This is a genomic window from Pseudomonas sp. H1_D05, assembly GCF_054682705.1.
In genome coordinates this window covers 6114391-6133286 of the sequence record NZ_CP162825.1, presented here as the reverse complement: position 1 = coordinate 6133286, position 18896 = coordinate 6114391, and the positions used below count along the sequence as shown (strand labels likewise).

Below are 18896 nucleotides of genomic sequence, written 5' to 3'. Positions count from 1 at the left end.
GTAAGCGCTGTAGGAAGCGTCTTGCTTTTGTGTGGGATGGCTCCGACTATCACGATCATTGATGACATGGCATTACGCCATTTTATGATCGCAAGGAAGTTGCGTGCCGTTTCCGTTTCGCGCTGTTTTTCGTCGTTGTTCCACGCGCTGCCCGCTGTTGTCGGCCTTTGTGTTGAGTGTCTGTGCCTCCTCGATTGAAGCTGCCGAACCTGTCGCGCCGGGCCGGGAAGTGCTGCGCCAGCAGCAACAGCAGCAGCGCGATCTGCAACAACTGCAACTTGAGCAAAGAAAGCGGCAACTGGAACGCGGCGCGTTCGGCCCAGCGCCGGTCACCCCGGCCATCCCGTCAACCGTCACCGCCGATGAACGTTGCTGGCCGTTGAGCGGTGCGCGCATCGGCGGCGTCACGTTGATCGACAGCGACCAGCTCAACGCGCAGATCAAACCGTTGTTGGCGCCGTGCATGGGCGTCGGCCAGATCAATCACCTGCTGGCCACCATCACCGCGAGCTACGTCGACAAGGGTTACATCGCCAGTCGTCCGTATCTGCTCAGCGCACCGGCAGCGGGGCAGTCGCTGGATATCCGCATTGACGAAGGCTACATCGAGTCCATCGAACTGGCCGATCAGAGCCTGCCGGTGTCGCTCGGAGGCGCGTTTCCAGACATGCTCGGCGAGCCGCTGAATCTGCGCGATCTGGAGCAGGGACTGGACCAGTTGAATCGTCTGCGCTCGATCGATCTCACCGCCGACATCGCCCCCGGCAGCCAGCCCGGTGCCTCGCGGATCATCCTGCGGTCGCGCACCTCTGCGCACTCGCGCTGGGCCTTGAACGCGGGGTTCGACAACCTCGGCAGCGCCAGCACTGGACGTGATCGCGACACCGTCAGCCTGAGCCTCGACAGCCCACTGCAACTCAACGACTTGTTGAGTCTCAGCGCCAGCGACACCCTCAATCAGGGTGACCGCTACAGCCGCAATGCCAGCCTGTATTACGCGATCCCTTACGGCTACTGGACCTACAGCGTGTTCGCCAGTCACGCCGAATATCGCGCGCCGTTCAAACTGCCGAGCGTGACCTTTCACAGCACGGGCATCACCGATCAGGTCAGCCTGCGCGCCGACCGTGTGTTGTGGCGCGACCAGAGCCGTCAGCTCAGCGCCAACCTGCAACTGGCGCACAAAGATGTCGACAGCTACTTGCAAGACGTTCGCCTTGGCATTCAAAGCCCGACCCTGACCGTCGCCGAAGCCGGGCTCAATCTGTTCTGGCTCGACCGCGCGGTGTGGAACCTTGACGTCAATTACGCCCAAGGCTTGCGCTGGTTTGGCGCCGACGATGACTCGCAACATCAGATCAATAACCTGCCCAGAGCGCAGTTCCGCAAGTACCGCGCCGGCCTCAGCCAATGGCGTAACGGTCAGTTCGGCGCGCAGGCCTGGCAATGGCAGAGCCAACTCAATTTGCAGTACAGCCCGGACCCGTTGCCGGCCATCGAACAGTTGCTCGGCACCGACGACTCGGCGGTGCGCGGCTATCGGGTCAGCAGTGCCTCCGGCGCCAGCGGCGCGATCTGGCGCAACACCTTGCGCCTGCCGCTGCGCAGCGAGTGGCCGCTGCAGATCACCCCGCGGGTGGGCCTCGACCACGGCTGGATCAAGGCAGATCACGGTGCGCAGGGGCAACGCCTGAGCGGTGCCAGTGTCGGTCTGAATCTGGGCTGGAAGAACCTGCAAGTGGATGTCGATTACCAGCGCGCCCTCAACACCCCGAACGGTCTGCAGCACGAGCCTGAAACCTGGCTAATGCGCGTGGGCCTGCAAATCTGAACAACGCAGTGAACAAACAGCCGTTGGATCTGAGCGCGTCAGCCACGGCCAAAGACTAAACGCGCGACGTGATGCCGTACTCACATGGAGACGTTTTTATGCCAGCACACACCTTTGCATTTCATCTTTCCCCTCGGGGCAAATTGCGCTGGGCGATTGCCAGCCTGTTCTTCGCCGTGCACCTGCCGAGCGCGATGGCCGGCGGCGTCGTGGTCGCACCGGGGCCCGGCGGCACCGCGCAATTGCAGACCCAGGGCGGTGTGCCCATCGTCAACATCGTCGCGCCCAACGGTTCGGGCCTGTCGCACAACCAGTTCCTCGACTACAACGTCGACCGTCAGGGCCTGGTGCTGAACAACGCCTTGCAGGCCGGGCAATCGCAACTGGCCGGGCAACTGGCGGCTAACCCGCAATTGCAAGGCCAAGCGGCGAGAGTGATCCTCAACGAAGTGATCAGTCGCAATCCGTCCGCGATCAACGGTGCGCAGGAAATCTTCGGCCGCGCAGCCGATTATGTGCTGGCCAACCCCAACGGCATCTCGGTCAATGGCGGCAGCTTCATCAACACGCCGAACGCTAATCTGGTGGTCGGTCGCCCGGAACTGAATGACGGCAAACTGCAAAGTCTGAACAGCCGCGATGCCAGCGGTCAGTTGCAGATTCATGGCGGTGGCCTGCGCAACGGTGAGGGCTCGATCAACCTCATCGCGCCGCGTATCGACAGCCAGGGCGCGATCACTGCACGCGATCAGTTGAACCTCACGGTGGGACGCAATCAGGTCGATTACGCCAGCGGTCAGGTGAAAACCGTGGATCCGGCGGGCAACACGTCTGATCAACGCATCGACGCCAGCCTGTTCGGCGCGATGCAGGCCGGTCGCATCAATATTGTCAGCACCGCCGAAGGCGCGGGCGTGCGGGTGGGCGCGGTGCAAGTCGCCGGGCGTGACGGCGTGCAGATTCGCTCGGCCGGTGACTTGAGTGTCAGCGGTGAAGCCGTGGCCAACAGCCTCGACGTGACCCGCGCCGGTATCCGCAGTAGTCAGGGCGACGTCGGCTTGCACAGCGGCAAGGATCTGACGTTGGCCGCTGCCGATGTCAGCGCTCGCGACGTCACCGTCGAGGCGAAACGCAACCTGACTTTGTCCACGGTCGAAAGCCGCAAGCTTCAGGAAAAGCGTGAAAACTGGAACAACAGCACCATCGGCATCACCTGGGAAACCTACGACCGTACCCAGACCGATAGCGAATCCCGTCAGCACGGCAGCCAGATCATCGCCAGCCGCGACGCCAAACTTGCCTCCGGCAAAGACACCGAACTGAAAGCCGCCAAAGTCGAAGCCGCGAATAATCTGAGCGTGCAAAGCGCTGGCGATCTGCGCCTGACTGCCGCTACCGAAAGCCATACGCAGACCGATCAAGGCAACCACCGCAAACACCTGTGGAAAGCCGACTGGAACAGCAGCAGCGAAGAACAGCGCAGCGTCACCAGTCAGTTGAAGGCCGGCAATATCGCCCTGCAAACCGCCGCATTATTGCGCTCCGAAGGCGCCGAATTGACCAGCGCCGGCGACTTGCAACTGGCCGGCAAGCAAGTGGAAATCAGCACCGCCACACGGACCAATCGCAGCAGCGACAATAGTTACTCCGGTGATCTGGTCGGCGGTGGTTTCTTCGGCAAGACCGGCGATGCCGACAAGGGCAAGACCCAGCATCAGGGCAGCAAAATCAACGCCACCGGCAAACTGATCGTCAAGGCTGACGACGTGCGCATCAGCGGCAGCCAGGTGCGTGGCGGCACCGACGCCAGCGTGATCAGCGACAAGGGTTCGCTGGTGATCGACGGCGTGCAGGACACCTCGCACAGCAACAACCACGACAAGGACAGCAAGTTCTTCGGCATTACCAAGGACGAGTCGCGGCAGAACAGCAAAGACAGCAGCACCGTGCGCAGCGAACTGGTGTCCGATAGCAACCTCAAGCTCAAGAGCGCCAAGGACATCGAGGTTGCTGGCTCGACGGTCAAGGCTGACGGTGCGCTGACGGCCGACGCGGCAGGCGACGTCAATGTGCATTCCGCGCGGAACACTCACGATAGCAGCGACACCACGCAAACCCGTGGCTTTGATGCATACGCCAAAGAGCAAACGCCAGAGCAGTATCGCGCCGGGATTCATTACGAGGACAAACAGCAAACGGTTACTCGCAACGACGTCACCCAGCAGGGCTCCAGCCTCAGTGGTGGCAGCGTGCAGGTGAAGGCGGGCGGTGACGTTACGCTCAAAGGCGCAGAGGTGAAATCCACCGCTGGCGACACGACATTGAGCGGCCAAAACGTGTCGTTGCTGGCCGAAGCTGACAGCCACAAAACCTCCACCGACACCTCCAGCACCGGCGGTGGTTTCTACTACACCGGCGGTCTCGACCGTGCTGGCAGCGGCGTCGATTTCGCCCACAGCACAGCGCAGGATTCCACCAGCAAAACCACCGCGCAAACCAGCAGTGTGCAGAGCAGCGGCGGCTTGACGATCAATGCCGACAAACTCGCTACCGAAGGCGCACAACTCAAGGCCGGCAATGGTCTGAGCGTCGCCGCCAACGAGATCGACAACCGTGCGGCCAGCAACACTGACAGCAGCACGCACAATGACAGCAACTGGTCGGCGGATATCGGCGCCAACGTCGAATACAAGGACATCGCCCGGCCGATCGTCGGCGCGGTCAAGGATGTGCTCAACGGCAAGGTGCCGGACAAGGACGCACTGGCCAACCTCGGTCAGCCGAATGTCGGTATCGACGTTGCGGTCGGTCACGGCAACGCCAGCAAAACCGAGCAGAGCAGCAACGCCGTGGTCAGCCGTTTTGATGGCGGCACCGTCGATGTGAAAACCACTGGCACGCTGCATGACCAAGGCACGCAATACAACGCCAGCGCCGGCCAAGTGAACATCAGCGCTGACAAACTGCTTGCCGACGCTGCGAGCAATACGCACAACAGCAGTGCCAGCGCGGTGGATGCCAAGGTCGACGTGCGCGTCTACACCAAGACCGGCGAAGACGTGAACGTCGCTGGCAGCGGCGCGGGTGGTAGCAGTGCGTCGAGCAAGGACAATTCCACCGCCGTCGTCGGCGCTTATGCCGGTAGCCAGGGTGTGAACATCAAGATCGGCGACGATGCGCAGTTCGAAGGCAGCCGTTTCGATGGCGGGCAGGGTGGTGTGAGCATCAATACCGGTGGTGATCTGGCGCTGAATCAAGCCAATGACCGTCAAACCAGCAATGACACCAGCCTGCGCGGAACTGGCTCGCTGACGGTCGGCACGTTGCCGGGCACCGATGGCACCAACGTCGATCTCGGCGCCGGTTTCCAGCTCGATCACACCGGCAAGCAAAGCACTGATACCCAGGCTCACGTTGCGAGCATCAGCGGCAACGGTCCGGTGCAGTTGAGCAGCGGTGGCAATCAGCTGCAGCAAGGCACGAAAATCGACAGCGCTGGCACCATCGATCTGCACGCCGACGGCAAACTTGATCTGCAAGCAGCCACCGACACCCACACCGCCAGCGGCAGTAATCTCGGCGGTGGTTTGAAGGGCGGCGGCAGCAAAACCAGCAGCGAGAAGAGTCGTGATCAGGGCGGCAATCTGAGCGGCAATTTCAATATCGGTCGGGTCAACGAGCAGTCGCAGACCCTCAGCGGTGGCCAGATCAACAGCCAGAACGGCATCGTGTTGAGCGGTGATTCGATTCACCTGCAAGGCACTCAGGTCAGCGCATCGAACGTCAGCATCGACGCGCAGAAGGGTGGCTATGTGCAGGAATCGGCGCAGTCCACCGACCACCGCAATAACTGGAATGTCGCGCTCAACGCCGGCGGCAACCTGAGCAGCAAAACTCCGACTGCCGAGGATGAGAAGGCCAGCAGCGATCACGGCTTCAACGCCGGGGCCAAAGTCGGCGTGGATTACCTGCAGGGCAGCACGCAGCAGAACAGCCAGATCAAGGCTGACAGCGTGGTGTTGAACAGCGCCGGTGATGCACTGCTGGCGGGTGCGCGGATTGACGCGAAAACTGTCAGCGGCAAGGTCGCGGGTGATTTGACCGTCGAGAGCCGTCAAGACTCGAGCAACCACGCCAAGGTCGATGTCGATCTGGGCCTGACCGCGAAGAAAAACCCGCCGAGTGACAAGGAGAAACTTGCCGGTACCGACTACAAACCAACGCTGAAAGCGCAGGGTGAGTACGCGCATAAGGACAGCGTGGTGCAGGCCTCCGGGATCAGTGCCAACCAAAGCGTGAATCTCGCGGTCGGCGGCGCCACGCAACTGACCGGCGCGCGGATTTCGGCGCCGCAAGGGAAGGTCGATCTGGGTGGTTCGAAGGTCAGCAGCACGGATCTGAGTAACCGTGACTACGGCGTGAAAGCGGGCCTTGATCTGCCGCATAAAGCTGAGGAAAACGCACCGAAGGTTTCCATGGAAAACGGCAACCTGAAAGTCGGCCCGGTCACCCTGAGCGGGCATCTGGACACCCAGACCCTGCAAGCCGGGATCGACGAAAAAGGCTAAAACAAACGGTAGTGGATGTGCCAGATCTGCCATCCACCACCGAACAATGTGGGAGCGAGCTTGCTCGCGAAAGCGTCCATTCAGTCAATGCAGTAAGTGACTGGTGAACCGCATTCGCGAGCAAGCTCGCTCCCACATTGTTTTGCGCCAGACGTTAAATCTCGCGCATCATGCGCGACCTTAAAGACGCCAGGGAGGCAAACAATGAAAACAGCATTCGTCGCTGTACTCGGGGCTTTGTTGATCGCCCAACCATCTGTGTCCTTCGCGGATAACAGCAACGGCAAAAACCTCTATGTGCAGCGCTGCGCTGTGTGCCACGGCGCCGATATAAAAGGCACCGGGCCATTGGCGCACAAAAGCAATCCGCCCACACCTGACCTGACAACGTCCGCGTTCAAAAAACGCCTGAATGAATATCCGGGGGTGATTGTGTCGTCGATCATCCTTCGCCCGAACGGCAACCTGATACCGAAAACGCTGAAGGAAAACGGGGTAAAAATACCGCCGCATGCCTGGAGCGTTAAGGATCTGCGCGATCTGCATGAATACATGAGTGGTGTGATTTCGATAAAACGCTGAGCTGCACAGGTGACCCGGACGGTCGGTCGAGGAATCCATTGCTTCGCCTTAATAGGAAGCATTACTATTCACGCCCCTTTCCTCAGCACGCCGCCAAAACCCCCATGCGTCCCCGCAGACCCGGCTTTTTCGAGCACTACGAAGAGTTGATCGGCACCTGGACTCGTCGCCTGCGCAATCGCGCGCAGGCCGAGGATCTGGCGCACGACACCTTTGTGCGGGTGCTTGAGTCCGATTCGGCGGCGGTGCAGCAGCCACGGGCGTATTTGCACCAGACCGCGCGCAATATCGCGGTCGACGGTTATCGGCGTGAGGATCGGCGCGGCGCTTTGGAGTCGCAGGACATCGATCACACCGAGTCGTCAAGCGGCGACCCTGAGCATTACATGCATGCGATCCAACTGGCCGATTCCATCGAACGGGCGCTCAGCGAGTTGCCGATCAATTGCCGGAAGATTTTTGTCTGGCAGAAGATCGAAGGCCTGACTCAGGCGGAAATCGCCGAACGCCTGGGGCTGTCCAAGAACATGGTCGAAAAGTATATGATCCGCACCCTGCGCCATCTGCGCGATCGCCTCGACGGGTTGCAGTCATGAGCCGCTGCTCCCTTTCATCTTCAGCCCAACAGGACATTCCATGATGGAGACGCGTGCTTGCGCGTGCGGGCAAACAACGGTGCGCGATGACGCGGCCCGCTGGTTTGTGCGTTTGCAGGAGCCGGCCATTGAGGCCGACGAGCAGCAGCGCTTTGACGCCTGGCTGAATGAACATCCGCAGCACCGTGACGAATTTCAGTTGCTGCAGGGCTTGTGGTCGGCCGCCGATCTGCTCCCGGCGCCACGCCTCAAAGCCCTCGCTGAAACCCCGCCGAACCGTCGCCAACGCCGTCCGTTGTTGCGTTATGCGGTGGCTGCGAGTGTGCTGGCGGTGGCGCTCGGGCTGGGCTTGTTCAGTGGTTTGAATCATCCGGGCGGTTACCGCGCCGAGTTCGCCACGGCGTTGGGCGAGCGTAAACATGTGGCACTGCCGGACGGTTCGGTGATCGATTTGAACAGCCGCAGTCGCTTGCAGGTGCGCTTTGAACAGGATCGGCGGCTGATCGAGTTAAGTGAAGGTGAGGCGATGTTCAGCGTCGCGCACGACACTTCGCGACCGTTCGTGGTCGAGGCCGGTAGCGGCAAGGTCACGGTCACCGGCACGCGTTTCGATGTGCGTCGCGATGTTACGCAAACCCGGGTGGCGGTGGAGCAGGGCACGGTGAAAGTGCAGGGCCGTGATGCGTCGGATAATCAATTTATCAGCCTGAGCGCCGGCCTCGGCACCCACGTCGATGCCCAAGGCCAGGTCGCCGCCGCCTATGCGGTCAACCCGGCAGAACTGACGGCATGGCGAGGCGGCAAACTGGTGTTCAACAACGCCAGCCTCAGCGAAGTCGCGGCCGAAGTGTCGCGTTATCGTGAAAAGCCGTTGACCGTGACCAATCCGGCCGTGGCCAGTCTGCGCCTGACCAGCGTGTTCAAATCCGACAACACCGATGCCTTGCTCAAAGCCTTGCCGAGCATCTTGCCGGTGGCCGTTCGCACCCTTGCCGATGGCAGTCAGGAAATAATCGCAAAATAAAATTCAGGTTTTTTTCGAGTTCAACGTCTTCCTGTTCAACTGCAACTGGTTTGCATTAACAGCCGCACACTCTTGCGATCCACAGGACTACGTACGACGTGAAAAACACCCCTGCCAACAACAAAAAATTCCCTTGGCTGCCGCTGGCTCTTGCGCTGGCGGTCAACGCTGGCATGCCGCAGGCGTTCGCCGGTGAAGCTATTCATATCCGTGCGCAGCCGCTGGGCCAGGCCTTGAGCGAACTGGGCCAGCAGACATCGCTGCAAGTGTTTTTCAGCCCGGATCTGGTCGCCGGCAAACAGGCCCCGGCGGTCGACGGCGACATCTCCCCGGAGCAGGCGCTAAGCCAATTGCTGCAGGGCAGTGGTCTGGATTATCAGATCAACGAAGGTTCGGTGACGCTGTCGCCGGCCGCAACCTCCACCGCCGGCAATGGCCCGCTGGAATTGGGCGTCACCGACATCAAAGTGGTCGGCGACTGGCTCGGCGATGCCAACGCTGCCGTGGTGCAGAACCACCCCGGGGCGCGCACGGTGATCCGCCGCGAAGCGATGGTTGAACAGGGCGCAATGAACGTCAGTGACGTGCTCAAGCGCGTACCGGGCGTGCAAGTGCAGGATTCCAACGGCACCGGCGGCAGTGATATTTCGCTGAACGTCGGTGTACGCGGTCTGACCTCGCGTCTGTCGCCGCGCTCCACCGTGCTGATCGATGGCGTGCCGGCGGCGTTTGCCCCTTACGGCCAGCCGCAACTGTCGATGGCGCCGATATCCTCGGGCAACCTCGACAGCATCGACGTGGTACGCGGCGCCGGTTCGGTGCGTTATGGGCCGCAAAACGTCGGCGGGGTGATCAACTTCGTCACCCGGGCGATTCCGGAAAAAGCCACTGGCGAAATCGGCACCACGCTGGAAACCACTCAGTACGGTGGCTGGAAACACATCGACACCGCGTTCCTCGGCGGCACCGCCGACAATGGCATGGGCGTGGCGTTGCTGTATTCCGGGGTCAACGGTAATGGTTACCGCGAGCGCAACAACGGCAACGACATCGACGATGTGCTGCTCAAGACCCACTGGGCGCCGACCGATCAGGACGATTTCAGCCTCAACTTCCACTACTACGACGCCACGGCCGACATGCCCGGCGGTCTGACACAGAAGCAGTACGACGCCAAACCGTACGACTCGGTGCGGGACTACGACCAATTCACCGGGCGGCGCAAAGACGTGTCGTTCAAGTGGATCCGCCAGATCGACGAGCGCACTCAGGCGGAAATCCTCACCTACTACACCGACAGTTTCCGTGGCAGCACCATCGCCGCCCGCGACCAGAAAACCCTCAGCTCGTACCCGCGTTCGTATTACACGCTGGGTATCGAGCCACGGGTGTCGCGGGTTTTCGATGTCGGCCCGACCACCCAGGAAGTCAGCGTCGGTTATCGCTACCTGAAAGAGGCGATGCACGAATCGTCGAGCCGAGTGGCGCTGGTCAACAGCCAGCCGGTGCTCACGCCGACCTCTGATGGCCACATATTCCAGGACCGCACCGGCGGCACCGAGGCCAACTCGGTTTACATCGATAACAAAATCGATGTCGGCAACTGGACCATCACCCCCGGCATTCGCTTCGAACACATCAGCACCGACTGGCATGACCGCGCGGTGCTCGACACGGCCGGCAAACCGGTGCAGGCGAAAAACCGCAGCATCGAGAGCAACGAACCGTTGCCGGCGCTGAGCGTGATGTATCACCTGTCGGACGCCTGGAAACTGTTCGCCAACTACGAAACCTCGTTCGGCAGCTTGCAGTATTTCCAGCTCGGCCAGGGCGGCTCGGGTGATCAGACTGCCAATGGTCTGGAGCCGGAAAAGGCCAAGACCTACGAGATCGGCACGCGCTACAACGATGACGTGTGGGGCGGCGAAGTGACGCTGTTCTACATCGACTTCGACGACGAACTGCAATACATCAGCAATGACGTGGGCTGGACCAACCTCGGCGCAACCAAGCACCAGGGCATCGAAGCCTCGGTGCACTACGACATGGCGGCGCTGGATCCGCGCCTCGACGGCCTGACCGCCAACGCGGGTTTCACTTACACCCGCGCTACTTATGAAGGTGAGATTCCGGGCTTCAAGGGCCGTGATCTGCCGTTCTATTCGCGGCAGGTGGCGACCGTCGGTTTGCGTTACGACATCAACCGCTGGACTTACAACATCGACGGTTTCGCTCAGTCGAAACAGCGCTCGCCGGGCACCGGTGTCAACGCCGACGGCAGTTTCAACGGCAACTACATCACCGATGGCACGGCGGACGGGCAGTATGGCGACATCCCGGGTTACGTGACCTGGAACGTGCGTGGCGGCTATGACTTCGGACCGCAGGTGTCGAACCTCAAGCTCGGCGCCGGGGTGAAGAACATCTTCGACAAGCAGTACTTCACCCGCTCCAGCGACAACAACTCGGGGATGTATGTCGGCGCGCCGCGCACGTTCTTTGTGCAGGCCAGTGTGGGTTTCTGATAGACCGCATCAGCTTCTTCGCGAGCAGGCTCGCTCCCACATGGATCACTGAAATCCTGTGGGAGCGAGCCTGCTCGCGAAGCTTTTAGACTTTAAGAACTTTCCCGCCAATGGCCACCGCGACCAACAGCACCGCCATCAAGCCAAAGGCAAAACTCAAACTGCTGGCATGGGCGACAAAGCCGATCACCGCCGGCCCCGCCAGAATCCCTGCATAACCCAGCGTGGTAATGGCCGGCACCGCGATGCTCTCCGGCATCACCGTTTGCTTGCCCACTGCCGTGTACAGCACCGGCACGATGTTCGAGCAACCAGCGCCGACCAGCGCGTAACCGACCAGCGCCGCTTCCCAGCTTGGCGCGAATGTCGCTAGAAACAGGCCGGCCGCTGCCAACAGACCACCAAACAAAATGATCCGTGTTGCACCGACCATCCGCACAATCCGGTCACCCATCAAACGTCCGGCCGTCATGGTCAATGCAAACGCCGCATAACCCAGCCCTGCGTACGCCGTGTCGATCCCGCGTTCCTGCGCCAGAAACACCGCACTCCAGTCCAGCGCCGCGCCTTCAGTCAGGAACACGATGAAGCACATTCCGCCGATAAACAGCACGATGCCATGAGGGATGGCGAATGCCGGTCCGGAACTTTCACTGCCGTAGGGCAGCATGTGCGGCACGCATTTGAACAATGCCGCGATCAGCACGACAACTACCACCAGCATGGCGGCCAGTGGCGTCAAACCCAGGCCGAGCAAGGCACTGACACCCGCCGCGCCGACAATCCCGCCGAGACTGAACAAGCCGTGGAAACCCGACATCATGTTCTTGCCGCTGGCGCGCTCGACGATCACCGCTTGCAGGTTTACCGTCGAATCCACCGTGCCCAGGCCAGCGCCGAACATGAACAGCGTGGCGATCAGCGCCGGTATCGACGACACCGTGGCCAGCAACGGCAGCGCCGCGCAGATCAACAAGGTGCCGCCGGTAGCGACGCGCCGACAGCCAAACCGTGTGGCCAGAATCCCCGCCAGCGGCATCGCCAGAATCGAACCGACCCCGAGGCACAACAGCAATAACCCCAGCGTGCCTTCATCCAGCCCGGCGCGCGCCTTGGCGTACGGCACCAGTGGCGCCCACGCGGCGATGCCGAGCCCGGCGATGAAAAAGGCGATGCGCGTGGACATCTGTTGCAGGCGTCCGGGGACGAAGGTGTCTTGGGGGTTGAGGCTGGTCATATCGATCCTTGGCAAAAAACATCGCGTCCCCGAAGGACAGTGATTCAGCGACGAGGTTCGATCGCCGGCCATTCGGGGAAGTACAGGCAACATCCTAACCTGTGGGAGCGAGCCTGCTCGCGAAGGCGCAGTGTCAGCTAAAAAAATATCGGCTGATCCGCCGCTTTCGCGAGCAAGCTCGCTCCCACATTGAATGGAGCGGGCTCACTAATCAGCGGTCATGCACCGATTCCTGTGGGAGCGAGCTTGCTCGCGAAGGCGGTGCGTCGGATAAAGAAAATATCGGCTGACACACTGCATTCGCGAGCAGGCTCGCTCCCACAAGGGATTGCGTTTTACAGTGGAGGCTTGAGGGAATCTAACAGCAAGGGCCGGTGATGACGCAGTTCTACGATGCACGGGGCAATATTTACGGGGTGATTTCGCCGCAGTCATTGCGCGAGGCGGGCATTGATTTGCCGGCCAGTGCCGCGCAGTGTGCTGCGTCGAGACAGGCCTGGAGCCGCGCCGCCATCACGCTCTGCTGCGACTGGCCCGAAGGCCAACGCCCGGCGAACAGCAAATCCCACCGCAGTGACGGCCTGCTGATCGGCCCGTTCCAGACATCGCCGCCATTCGACGTGTTGATCGTCAACACCGACGGCACCCTCGCCGAGCGTAGCGGCAATGGCCTGACGATTTTCTCGCAAGCGCTGACCGAGCAAGGCTTGATGCCGGAGGAGGGCGCGTTGTTGCGCGTGCATCACGACAAGGGTGACGCCGTGGAGACCTTGGTGAAACCGGCCAAAGTCGAAGGCGTTGAAGGTTTCTGGCTTGATCTCGGTCAACCGCGATTCGGACCGGATGCGGTCGCTGCGCAGACTGTTCAAGGCATTGAGTTCAATGCTCGGGACGTGAGCCACGTCCGGCCCTTGGCACAACTTGATCCCGACTGGGCACACAGCCAATTCGTGCGCATTGGCAATCCGCATTGCGTCACGCTGCTCGGTGATGCAGCGGCATTGCCAAGTAATGAGCGGATGCGTGAATCGCCGCTGAGCGAACGCCTGACCCAGGTTGCCTACGCCATGCCTGTCGGCGCTGGTGATCCATGCGCGGCGGGCGTCAATCTGCAATGGGCGGTGCTAGAGTCGTCGCAAACAATCCTTGCCCGTGTGTTCGAACGTGGCGAAGGGCCGACGGCCTCATCCGGCACCAGCGCGAGTGCGGTAGCGTGCGCGGCATGGCGGGTGGGTTGGGTTGCCGCAGGAGAAGTGCAAGTGGTCATGCCCGGAGGTACGGCGCCGATTTTGCTCGAAGAAGCGCACGGAGAATTGCTGCGTGTCAGACTGTTCGGTACGGCGCGGTTGATGGACTGAATTCAAAACCGCCATCGCTGGCAAGCCAGACTCCCACAGGGTTTTGTGGTGAACACAAATAGTATGTTCAAACACATAACCCTGTAGGAGTGAGCCTGCTCGCGAAAGCGGTCTGTCTGACGCGATGATGCCGAATGTGCCGACCTCTTCGCGAGCAGGCTCGCTCCCACATTGGATTCAGGTGGGCACGAATAATGTGTTCACACAAAACCCTGTGGGAGCCTGGCTTACCAGCGATGAGGCCCTCAGAGTTAGCCCGTCAGTGAGCCTTGAACAAAGTCACCGACATCACCTGATCACCCTGTACCGTCAACCGCAGCAGTGCCAGTGGCGACGGTTCATCCTCAAAGCATTCAACCAGCACTGATTGCCGGGGCGCGCATGCAAATGCCCGTAAACCACACCCACTGCCAACTCGCCCAGGGCGGGCACGGTGTGAAACAGCGCATCTAGTCGAGCGCCGCCATCGGGTACAAGTTCGGTAAAGATATGTCGGCCTCCGTGGTACAGCGTGGCCATGGGCGAAGGTTTGTTGTTCATGAGAAATCCTCAAGCAAATGAGGATGGCGGCTGATCAACTACGCACGAACTTCAGCATGAAAAAGCGTACATCCGGGAGGGGGGGCGGCCCGTTGCGATGGCGGCCTTCACACCTTAGCTCAATGTTTGCGGGCGCGAACCTGTTAGTTCTTACAGTTTACGGATGCCTCAATCGCAAAGACTCCAGCTGTGTCGATGCCCGATCAGTATTCGGAGGCGAGTACCTTGCCAGCGTGTGCAGGGTGAGCGCCGACAAGTCTTAATCAAAAACGTCCGGCTGTGTCGCTGACATCGCCGCTGGTGAACGAATTGTTCGGGCCGGGTTGCCAGTAGACCGGCGAACCATTCCGTCCGCGCACAACGCATTTCCATTCGAGCGCCTGCTGCCCTGGTACTTCGATGTTCGTGCTCCAGCGATTGCCGGCGGAAGTCAGCGCAACCCCGTGCAGCGGATCCCACGCCCCCAGCTCCAGTGATGAGCCAACGGCGTAAACCCCTTCACCGGATTGCGGGTTAGCATTGTCGCAATGAAGGCTAATGTTGACTGCTGCAGACTGCACGGGTGTGCTCCAGATGCGAATATCACCGTTGTCCCAGGTCAGCGTCGGTACCCCCATGCCTTCGGGCAAGCGTTGCAGGTCGGATTTGAGCGCTATCACCAGCGTGCCACGCGCTCCTGAAGTGGTCCCCACCAGCCCCGAATACTGGGTGTTGAAGCGGATAGGCGAGTCGGCCCGGATAGCAGCATGTTTGCGAAGTTTGATGAGTTGCCGGATCAGCTGGTCGCGCTGCCAATCGTACATATGCGGCCAATAGACCGTCGGCGTTCCGGGGCTGCTGAGGATATAGGCGTAAGCCAGATTGACCAGCGGATCGGGCAGCGCCCAATGATGTTGGCCGCCATTGGCGCCGGGCGAATAGCCGGTGTCATGATTGTCAACGAACGTTACCGCAATCGCACGCCAGGCAGGGTCCGGATTGCCATTCAGGCCGTGGCGCCATTGGGCGATTGAGCCATTCTGCATGCGTTCCTTGAGAGCAAAATCGAACACCGCGCAGTGCGAACGATCAGACCAGTCCTTGAGTACATCCTGCCAACTGGCTGAATGGCGCCAGTCACCTTGCGGATATTCGTCGGGGCCTTTCCAGTTTTCCCCGACGCAGAACTGCTGGCTGCCAAAAGCGTTCATCCAGCGGTCGATTGTCTCCGGGGCGTAACCTCGAACGAAATCGAAGCGCAGGCCCTGGGCACCATAGTTGTCACGCAAATTGATGAATTCGTTCTTGAATGCATTGAAAACCTTGGGGTCAGCGGTATTCAGGTCTGCCGCGCCATCCATGAATGCATCGCCCTCATCACACTGGAGGCAATCATGGCGCCATTCATTGCGCCCTCGGGGAAACATGGACTGGTTGACCCTATCGTCATTCATGTGATTGGGCACCACGTCGTACACGACTTTAACACCGGCAGTGTTGAGTGCCGCCGCGGCCTGTTTGAGTTGTTGATCGCTGCCATAACGGCTGTTTTTGTCGAAGCTGCTCCAAAAATAGCCCTCGCCACCACCGGATTTGCCAGTCGGTTCGCTCCAGCTGGAGGTGTCGGTCCAGACGGGTGGCAACCAGATCAGCGTGAACCCGTCGCTGCTGATCGTGGACGCGTGTTGTGCAAGAACGGAGTACCACGCTACGGCATTACGGCTGGAATTCCAGTGAAAGCCCTGGAGCATGATTTCTTCGCCGCTGCCATTTCGCATCGTGGCGTTCGTCGCGAAGGTCACACTTAGCGTCAGGCAAAGCCATAAAACCTGGGTGAACAGTAAAAGGCGCTTCATGGTTGTCCTCCTGAATCTGTTGATTCCAGAGGACACTGTGAGTCTGTTCGTAGCGTGTGTCGCCTGTCAGATCTGACAGGTTTGCTCGATTATTTGGCGATAAAAGTCTCGCCAACCATAACCTTGCACACGATCGATCAAGTGTTCTTTATTGAAGAGTGCCAGTCGGCGCCCGAGGGACGCCGATGCCGGGACCTTAGGCAAACTCCACCACCGGCATCTGCCGCTTCATCAACACCTTGCCGCCACGAATCGAATACAGCGGTAAGCCCTGACTGCGGATCACCTCGTAATCGCTGTCCGCCGACAGAATCAACAGATTCGCCGGCCGTCCCTGTTCCAGGCCATAACGCTCACCCAGGTGCATGGCTTTGGCGCTGTTGTCGGTGACCAGATCCAGTGCACTTTGCAGGTTGCGGTAACCGAGCATGTGGCAGATGTGCAGCCCGGCTTCGAGCACCCGCAGAATGTTGCCATTGCCCAGCGGATACCACGGATCGACGATGGAGTCTTGACCGAAACACACGTTCATGCCGGCTTCGAGCAGCTCATTCACGCGGGTCACGCCACGGCGTTTGGGAAAGTTGTCGAAGCGCCCTTGCAGGTGAATGCTCTCGGTCGGGCAGGAGACAAAACTGATTCCGGAATGGCCCAGCAAGCGGAACAGTTTCGCGCAGTAGGCGTTGTCGTAGGAACCCATCGCCGTGGTGTGGCTAGCGGTGACCAGCGCGCCCATGTCGCGACTGCGCGCCTCTTCGGCGAGCACTTCAAGGAAGCGCGAATGCGGGTCGTCGGTTTCGTCGCAATGCACGTCGACCAGACAACCGGTGCGCTCGGCCAGGTCCATCAGAAACTTCACCGAACTGACGCCCTGATCGCGGGTGTACTCGAAATGCGGAATCCCGCCGACCACGTCCGCGCCCATGCGGATTGCTTCTTCCATCAGCTCGCGGCCATTGCGGAACGACTCGATGCCTTCCTGCGGGAACGCGACGATTTGCAGATCGATGAGGTGGCTGCTTTCCTCACGCACTTCGAGCATGGCTTTAAGTGCGGTGAGTTGCGGGTCGGTGACATCAACGTGGGTGCGCACGTGCTGGATGCCGTGGGCGGCCAGCGTTTGAATGGTTTTCTTGGCGCGGGTCTTGGTGTCTTCTTCGGTGATGGTGACCTTGCGCTCGCCCCAGCACTCGATGCCTTCGAACAATGTGCCGCTCATGTTCCAGCGCGGCTCGCCAGCGGTCAGCGTGGCGTCGAGGTGAATGTGTGGTTCGACGAAGGGCGGCACCACCAGATTGCCGCCGGCGTCGAGGTCATCCGGGCCAAGGGTCGGTGCTTCGGTCTGCCGGGCGATGCTGCGGATCAGACCGTCTTCAAGGTGCAATTCGTGCAAACCTTCCTGGTTGCGTAAACGGGCGTTGATGATGTGCATCAGGCGAATCCTTTTTTATAAGTCTTGTAGTGGCGCGGTTGCGCTGCGAGCGCCGAGCACGCCGGTGACGATGACATACGTTAGCGCGGCAGCAGCGATCCCTACCAGCGGCGCGACCCACGGCGAGCTGAACGCGGCAACGGTGCCGACCGCATAGGCCCCGAGTCCCGGCCAGTTGAACGCTGGCAACCGTGCGTCGGCCAGGCGCGGATAACGCCCGCGCCAACGAAAGAAGAAGTCCGCCATGATCACCCCGCCGATCGGCGGAATCACCGTGCCGAGCAGAATCAGATACGGCACCAGCATGTCGTACATGCCCAGCAGAGCGAGCAGGGTGCCGATCACCGCACCGGCGAGGGTCACGGTTTTGCGTCGGCCGGTGCGCAGCAGATTGCAACCAGCGACGGCGAAGTTGTAGATGGTGTTGTCCTGGGTGCTCCAGATGTTCAGCAACAGCATGGCCATTGCGGCCATGGCGAAACCTTGCAACAGCAGCACTTCAACCACGTCGGGTTGTTGGTAGACGATGGCGCCATACGCACCGATCAGCACCATCAGGCCGTTGCCGATGAAGAATCCGATCAGGCTGGCCAGCACCGCCACCCGCGCCGAGCGCGAGAAGCGTGTCCAGTTGGTCGCCTGCGTGGCGCCGCTGACGAAGGTGCCGAACACCAGGGTGATTGCCGTCGACCAGTCCAGCGAACCCGTCGGCACTACGCTGAGCAAGCCTTCGAACCCGCCAACTTTCACCGTCGCCACCCACATCGACAGCAGGAGCAACAACATCATCGCCGGCACGGCGATGTACGAGAGGATTTCCAGCCCGCGATAACCGACGTAGGCCGTGGCGCAGAACAGCAGACCGAACAGCACCATCAGGCCGAGTACCGTGCTTTCGTCGAGATTGAAATATTTACCGATCACCACGGCAGCCGTCGCCGTGCCCCAGGCGTACCAGCCGATCTGGGTGAAACCGAGGATCAGGTCACTGAGCTTGCTGCCGACTTCGCCGAAGCAGAAGCGGCCCATCAGCACTGAGTTGAGGCCGCTTTTGAAGGCGATATAACCCAGGCCCGCCGCATACAGGCCGAGCAGCAGGTTGCCGACGACGATCACCGCCATCATCTCGGCGAAACTGAACGCCACGCCAAGCTTGCCGCCGGCAAACATGGTTGCGGTGAAAAACGTGAAACCGAGCAGCACCATCGCCGTCGAGGCCAGGCCTTTGCGTGCATGCATGGGGACTTCGCTGAGGGGGTAATCGTTGCCGATATCGTTCTGCGTCATGGGGCGGTCCTTGCTGGAAAGGGAAGACGCGGGGGAGGTTGCAGTGGTCGTGCCAAATGCCGCTTGGCGCGGGTTATGTAT

The 18896-nt window shown here is 60.6% G+C and carries 11 protein-coding genes and 1 pseudogene; 7 read left to right on the top strand and 5 right to left on the bottom strand.

Going from position 1 to position 18896, the window contains the following annotated elements:
* Positions 1 to 103: 103 nt before the first annotated feature.
* From AB4O11_RS27480 to AB4O11_RS27455, 6 genes are all read left to right on the top strand, one after another.
* Positions 104 to 1831 (top strand): ShlB/FhaC/HecB family hemolysin secretion/activation protein, encoded by a 1728-nt coding sequence (locus tag AB4O11_RS27480; RefSeq protein WP_460129454.1) that lies wholly within the window; start codon positions 104 to 106, stop codon positions 1829 to 1831.
* 98 nt (positions 1832 to 1929) lie between these two features.
* Positions 1930 to 6399, top strand: a complete 4470-nt coding sequence (locus tag AB4O11_RS27475; RefSeq protein ID WP_460129451.1) for a hemagglutinin repeat-containing protein — start codon at positions 1930 to 1932, stop codon at positions 6397 to 6399.
* A gap of 204 nt (positions 6400 to 6603) precedes the next feature.
* Positions 6604 to 6981: a c-type cytochrome gene (locus AB4O11_RS27470; protein WP_460129448.1), complete on the top strand. Its 378-nt coding sequence runs from the start codon at positions 6604 to 6606 to the stop codon at positions 6979 to 6981.
* Between the two features lie 104 nt (positions 6982 to 7085).
* Positions 7086 to 7577: a sigma-70 family RNA polymerase sigma factor gene (locus AB4O11_RS27465; RefSeq protein WP_093433829.1), complete on the top strand. Its 492-nt coding sequence runs from the start codon at positions 7086 to 7088 to the stop codon at positions 7575 to 7577.
* A gap of 40 nt (positions 7578 to 7617) precedes the next feature.
* Positions 7618 to 8601 carry a FecR family protein gene (locus AB4O11_RS27460; RefSeq protein ID WP_460129446.1) on the top strand — a complete coding sequence of 328 codons (984 nt, stop codon included), beginning with the start codon at positions 7618 to 7620 and terminating at the stop codon, positions 8599 to 8601.
* A 98-nt stretch (positions 8602 to 8699) separates the two neighbouring features.
* The gene (locus AB4O11_RS27455) at positions 8700 to 11126 is read left to right on the top strand and encodes a TonB-dependent siderophore receptor (protein WP_460129444.1); all 2427 of its coding nucleotides are present in this window, start codon (positions 8700 to 8702) and stop codon (positions 11124 to 11126) included.
* An 85-nt stretch (positions 11127 to 11211) separates the two neighbouring features.
* On the opposite strand, the gene AB4O11_RS27450 is transcribed toward AB4O11_RS27455, so the two are convergent.
* The gene (locus AB4O11_RS27450; RefSeq protein ID WP_093433835.1) at positions 11212 to 12363 is read right to left on the bottom strand and encodes an MFS transporter; all 1152 of its coding nucleotides are present in this window, start codon (positions 12361 to 12363) and stop codon (positions 11212 to 11214) included.
* Between the two features lie 377 nt (positions 12364 to 12740).
* Between AB4O11_RS27450 and AB4O11_RS27445 the strand changes: the two genes are divergently transcribed.
* Positions 12741 to 13721 carry a diaminopimelate epimerase gene (locus AB4O11_RS27445; RefSeq protein WP_460129442.1) on the top strand — a complete coding sequence of 327 codons (981 nt, stop codon included), beginning with the start codon at positions 12741 to 12743 and terminating at the stop codon, positions 13719 to 13721.
* A 369-nt stretch (positions 13722 to 14090) separates the two neighbouring features.
* Here AB4O11_RS27445 and AB4O11_RS27440 read toward each other — a convergent pair.
* From AB4O11_RS27440 to codB, 4 genes and pseudogenes are all read right to left on the bottom strand, one after another.
* Positions 14091 to 14261, bottom strand: a pseudogene (locus tag AB4O11_RS27440) (carboxymuconolactone decarboxylase family protein); the annotation flags it as partial.
* A gap of 263 nt (positions 14262 to 14524) precedes the next feature.
* Positions 14525 to 16096 carry a glucan 1,4-alpha-maltotetraohydrolase domain-containing protein gene (locus AB4O11_RS27435; RefSeq protein WP_460091559.1) on the bottom strand — a complete coding sequence of 524 codons (1572 nt, stop codon included), beginning with the start codon at positions 16094 to 16096 and terminating at the stop codon, positions 14525 to 14527.
* Between the two features lie 196 nt (positions 16097 to 16292).
* Entirely contained in the window at positions 16293 to 17528 is a 1236-nt protein-coding gene (gene codA / locus AB4O11_RS27430) for a cytosine deaminase (protein WP_093433841.1), read from the bottom strand.
* A 15-nt stretch (positions 17529 to 17543) separates the two neighbouring features.
* Entirely contained in the window at positions 17544 to 18815 is a 1272-nt protein-coding gene (codB, locus tag AB4O11_RS27425) for a cytosine permease (protein WP_093433843.1), read from the bottom strand.
* Positions 18816 to 18896: the final 81 nt, after the last annotated feature.

Coding starts and splice junctions, on each gene's coding strand:
- AB4O11_RS27465 (WP_093433829.1), top strand. CDS start 7,086: ATGCGTCCCCGCAGACCCGGCTTTTTCGAGCACTACGAAGAGTTGATC.
- AB4O11_RS27450 (WP_093433835.1), bottom strand. CDS start 12,363: ATGACCAGCCTCAACCCCCAAGACACCTTCGTCCCCGGACGCCTGCAA.
- AB4O11_RS27475 (WP_460129451.1), top strand. CDS start 1,930: ATGCCAGCACACACCTTTGCATTTCATCTTTCCCCTCGGGGCAAATTG.
- AB4O11_RS27435 (WP_460091559.1), bottom strand. CDS start 16,096: ATGAAGCGCCTTTTACTGTTCACCCAGGTTTTATGGCTTTGCCTGACG.
- AB4O11_RS27470 (WP_460129448.1), top strand. CDS start 6,604: ATGAAAACAGCATTCGTCGCTGTACTCGGGGCTTTGTTGATCGCCCAA.
- AB4O11_RS27445 (WP_460129442.1), top strand. CDS start 12,741: ATGACGCAGTTCTACGATGCACGGGGCAATATTTACGGGGTGATTTCG.
- codB (WP_093433843.1), bottom strand. CDS start 18,815: ATGACGCAGAACGATATCGGCAACGATTACCCCCTCAGCGAAGTCCCC.
- codA (WP_093433841.1), bottom strand. CDS start 17,528: ATGCACATCATCAACGCCCGTTTACGCAACCAGGAAGGTTTGCACGAA.
- AB4O11_RS27460 (WP_460129446.1), top strand. CDS start 7,618: ATGATGGAGACGCGTGCTTGCGCGTGCGGGCAAACAACGGTGCGCGAT.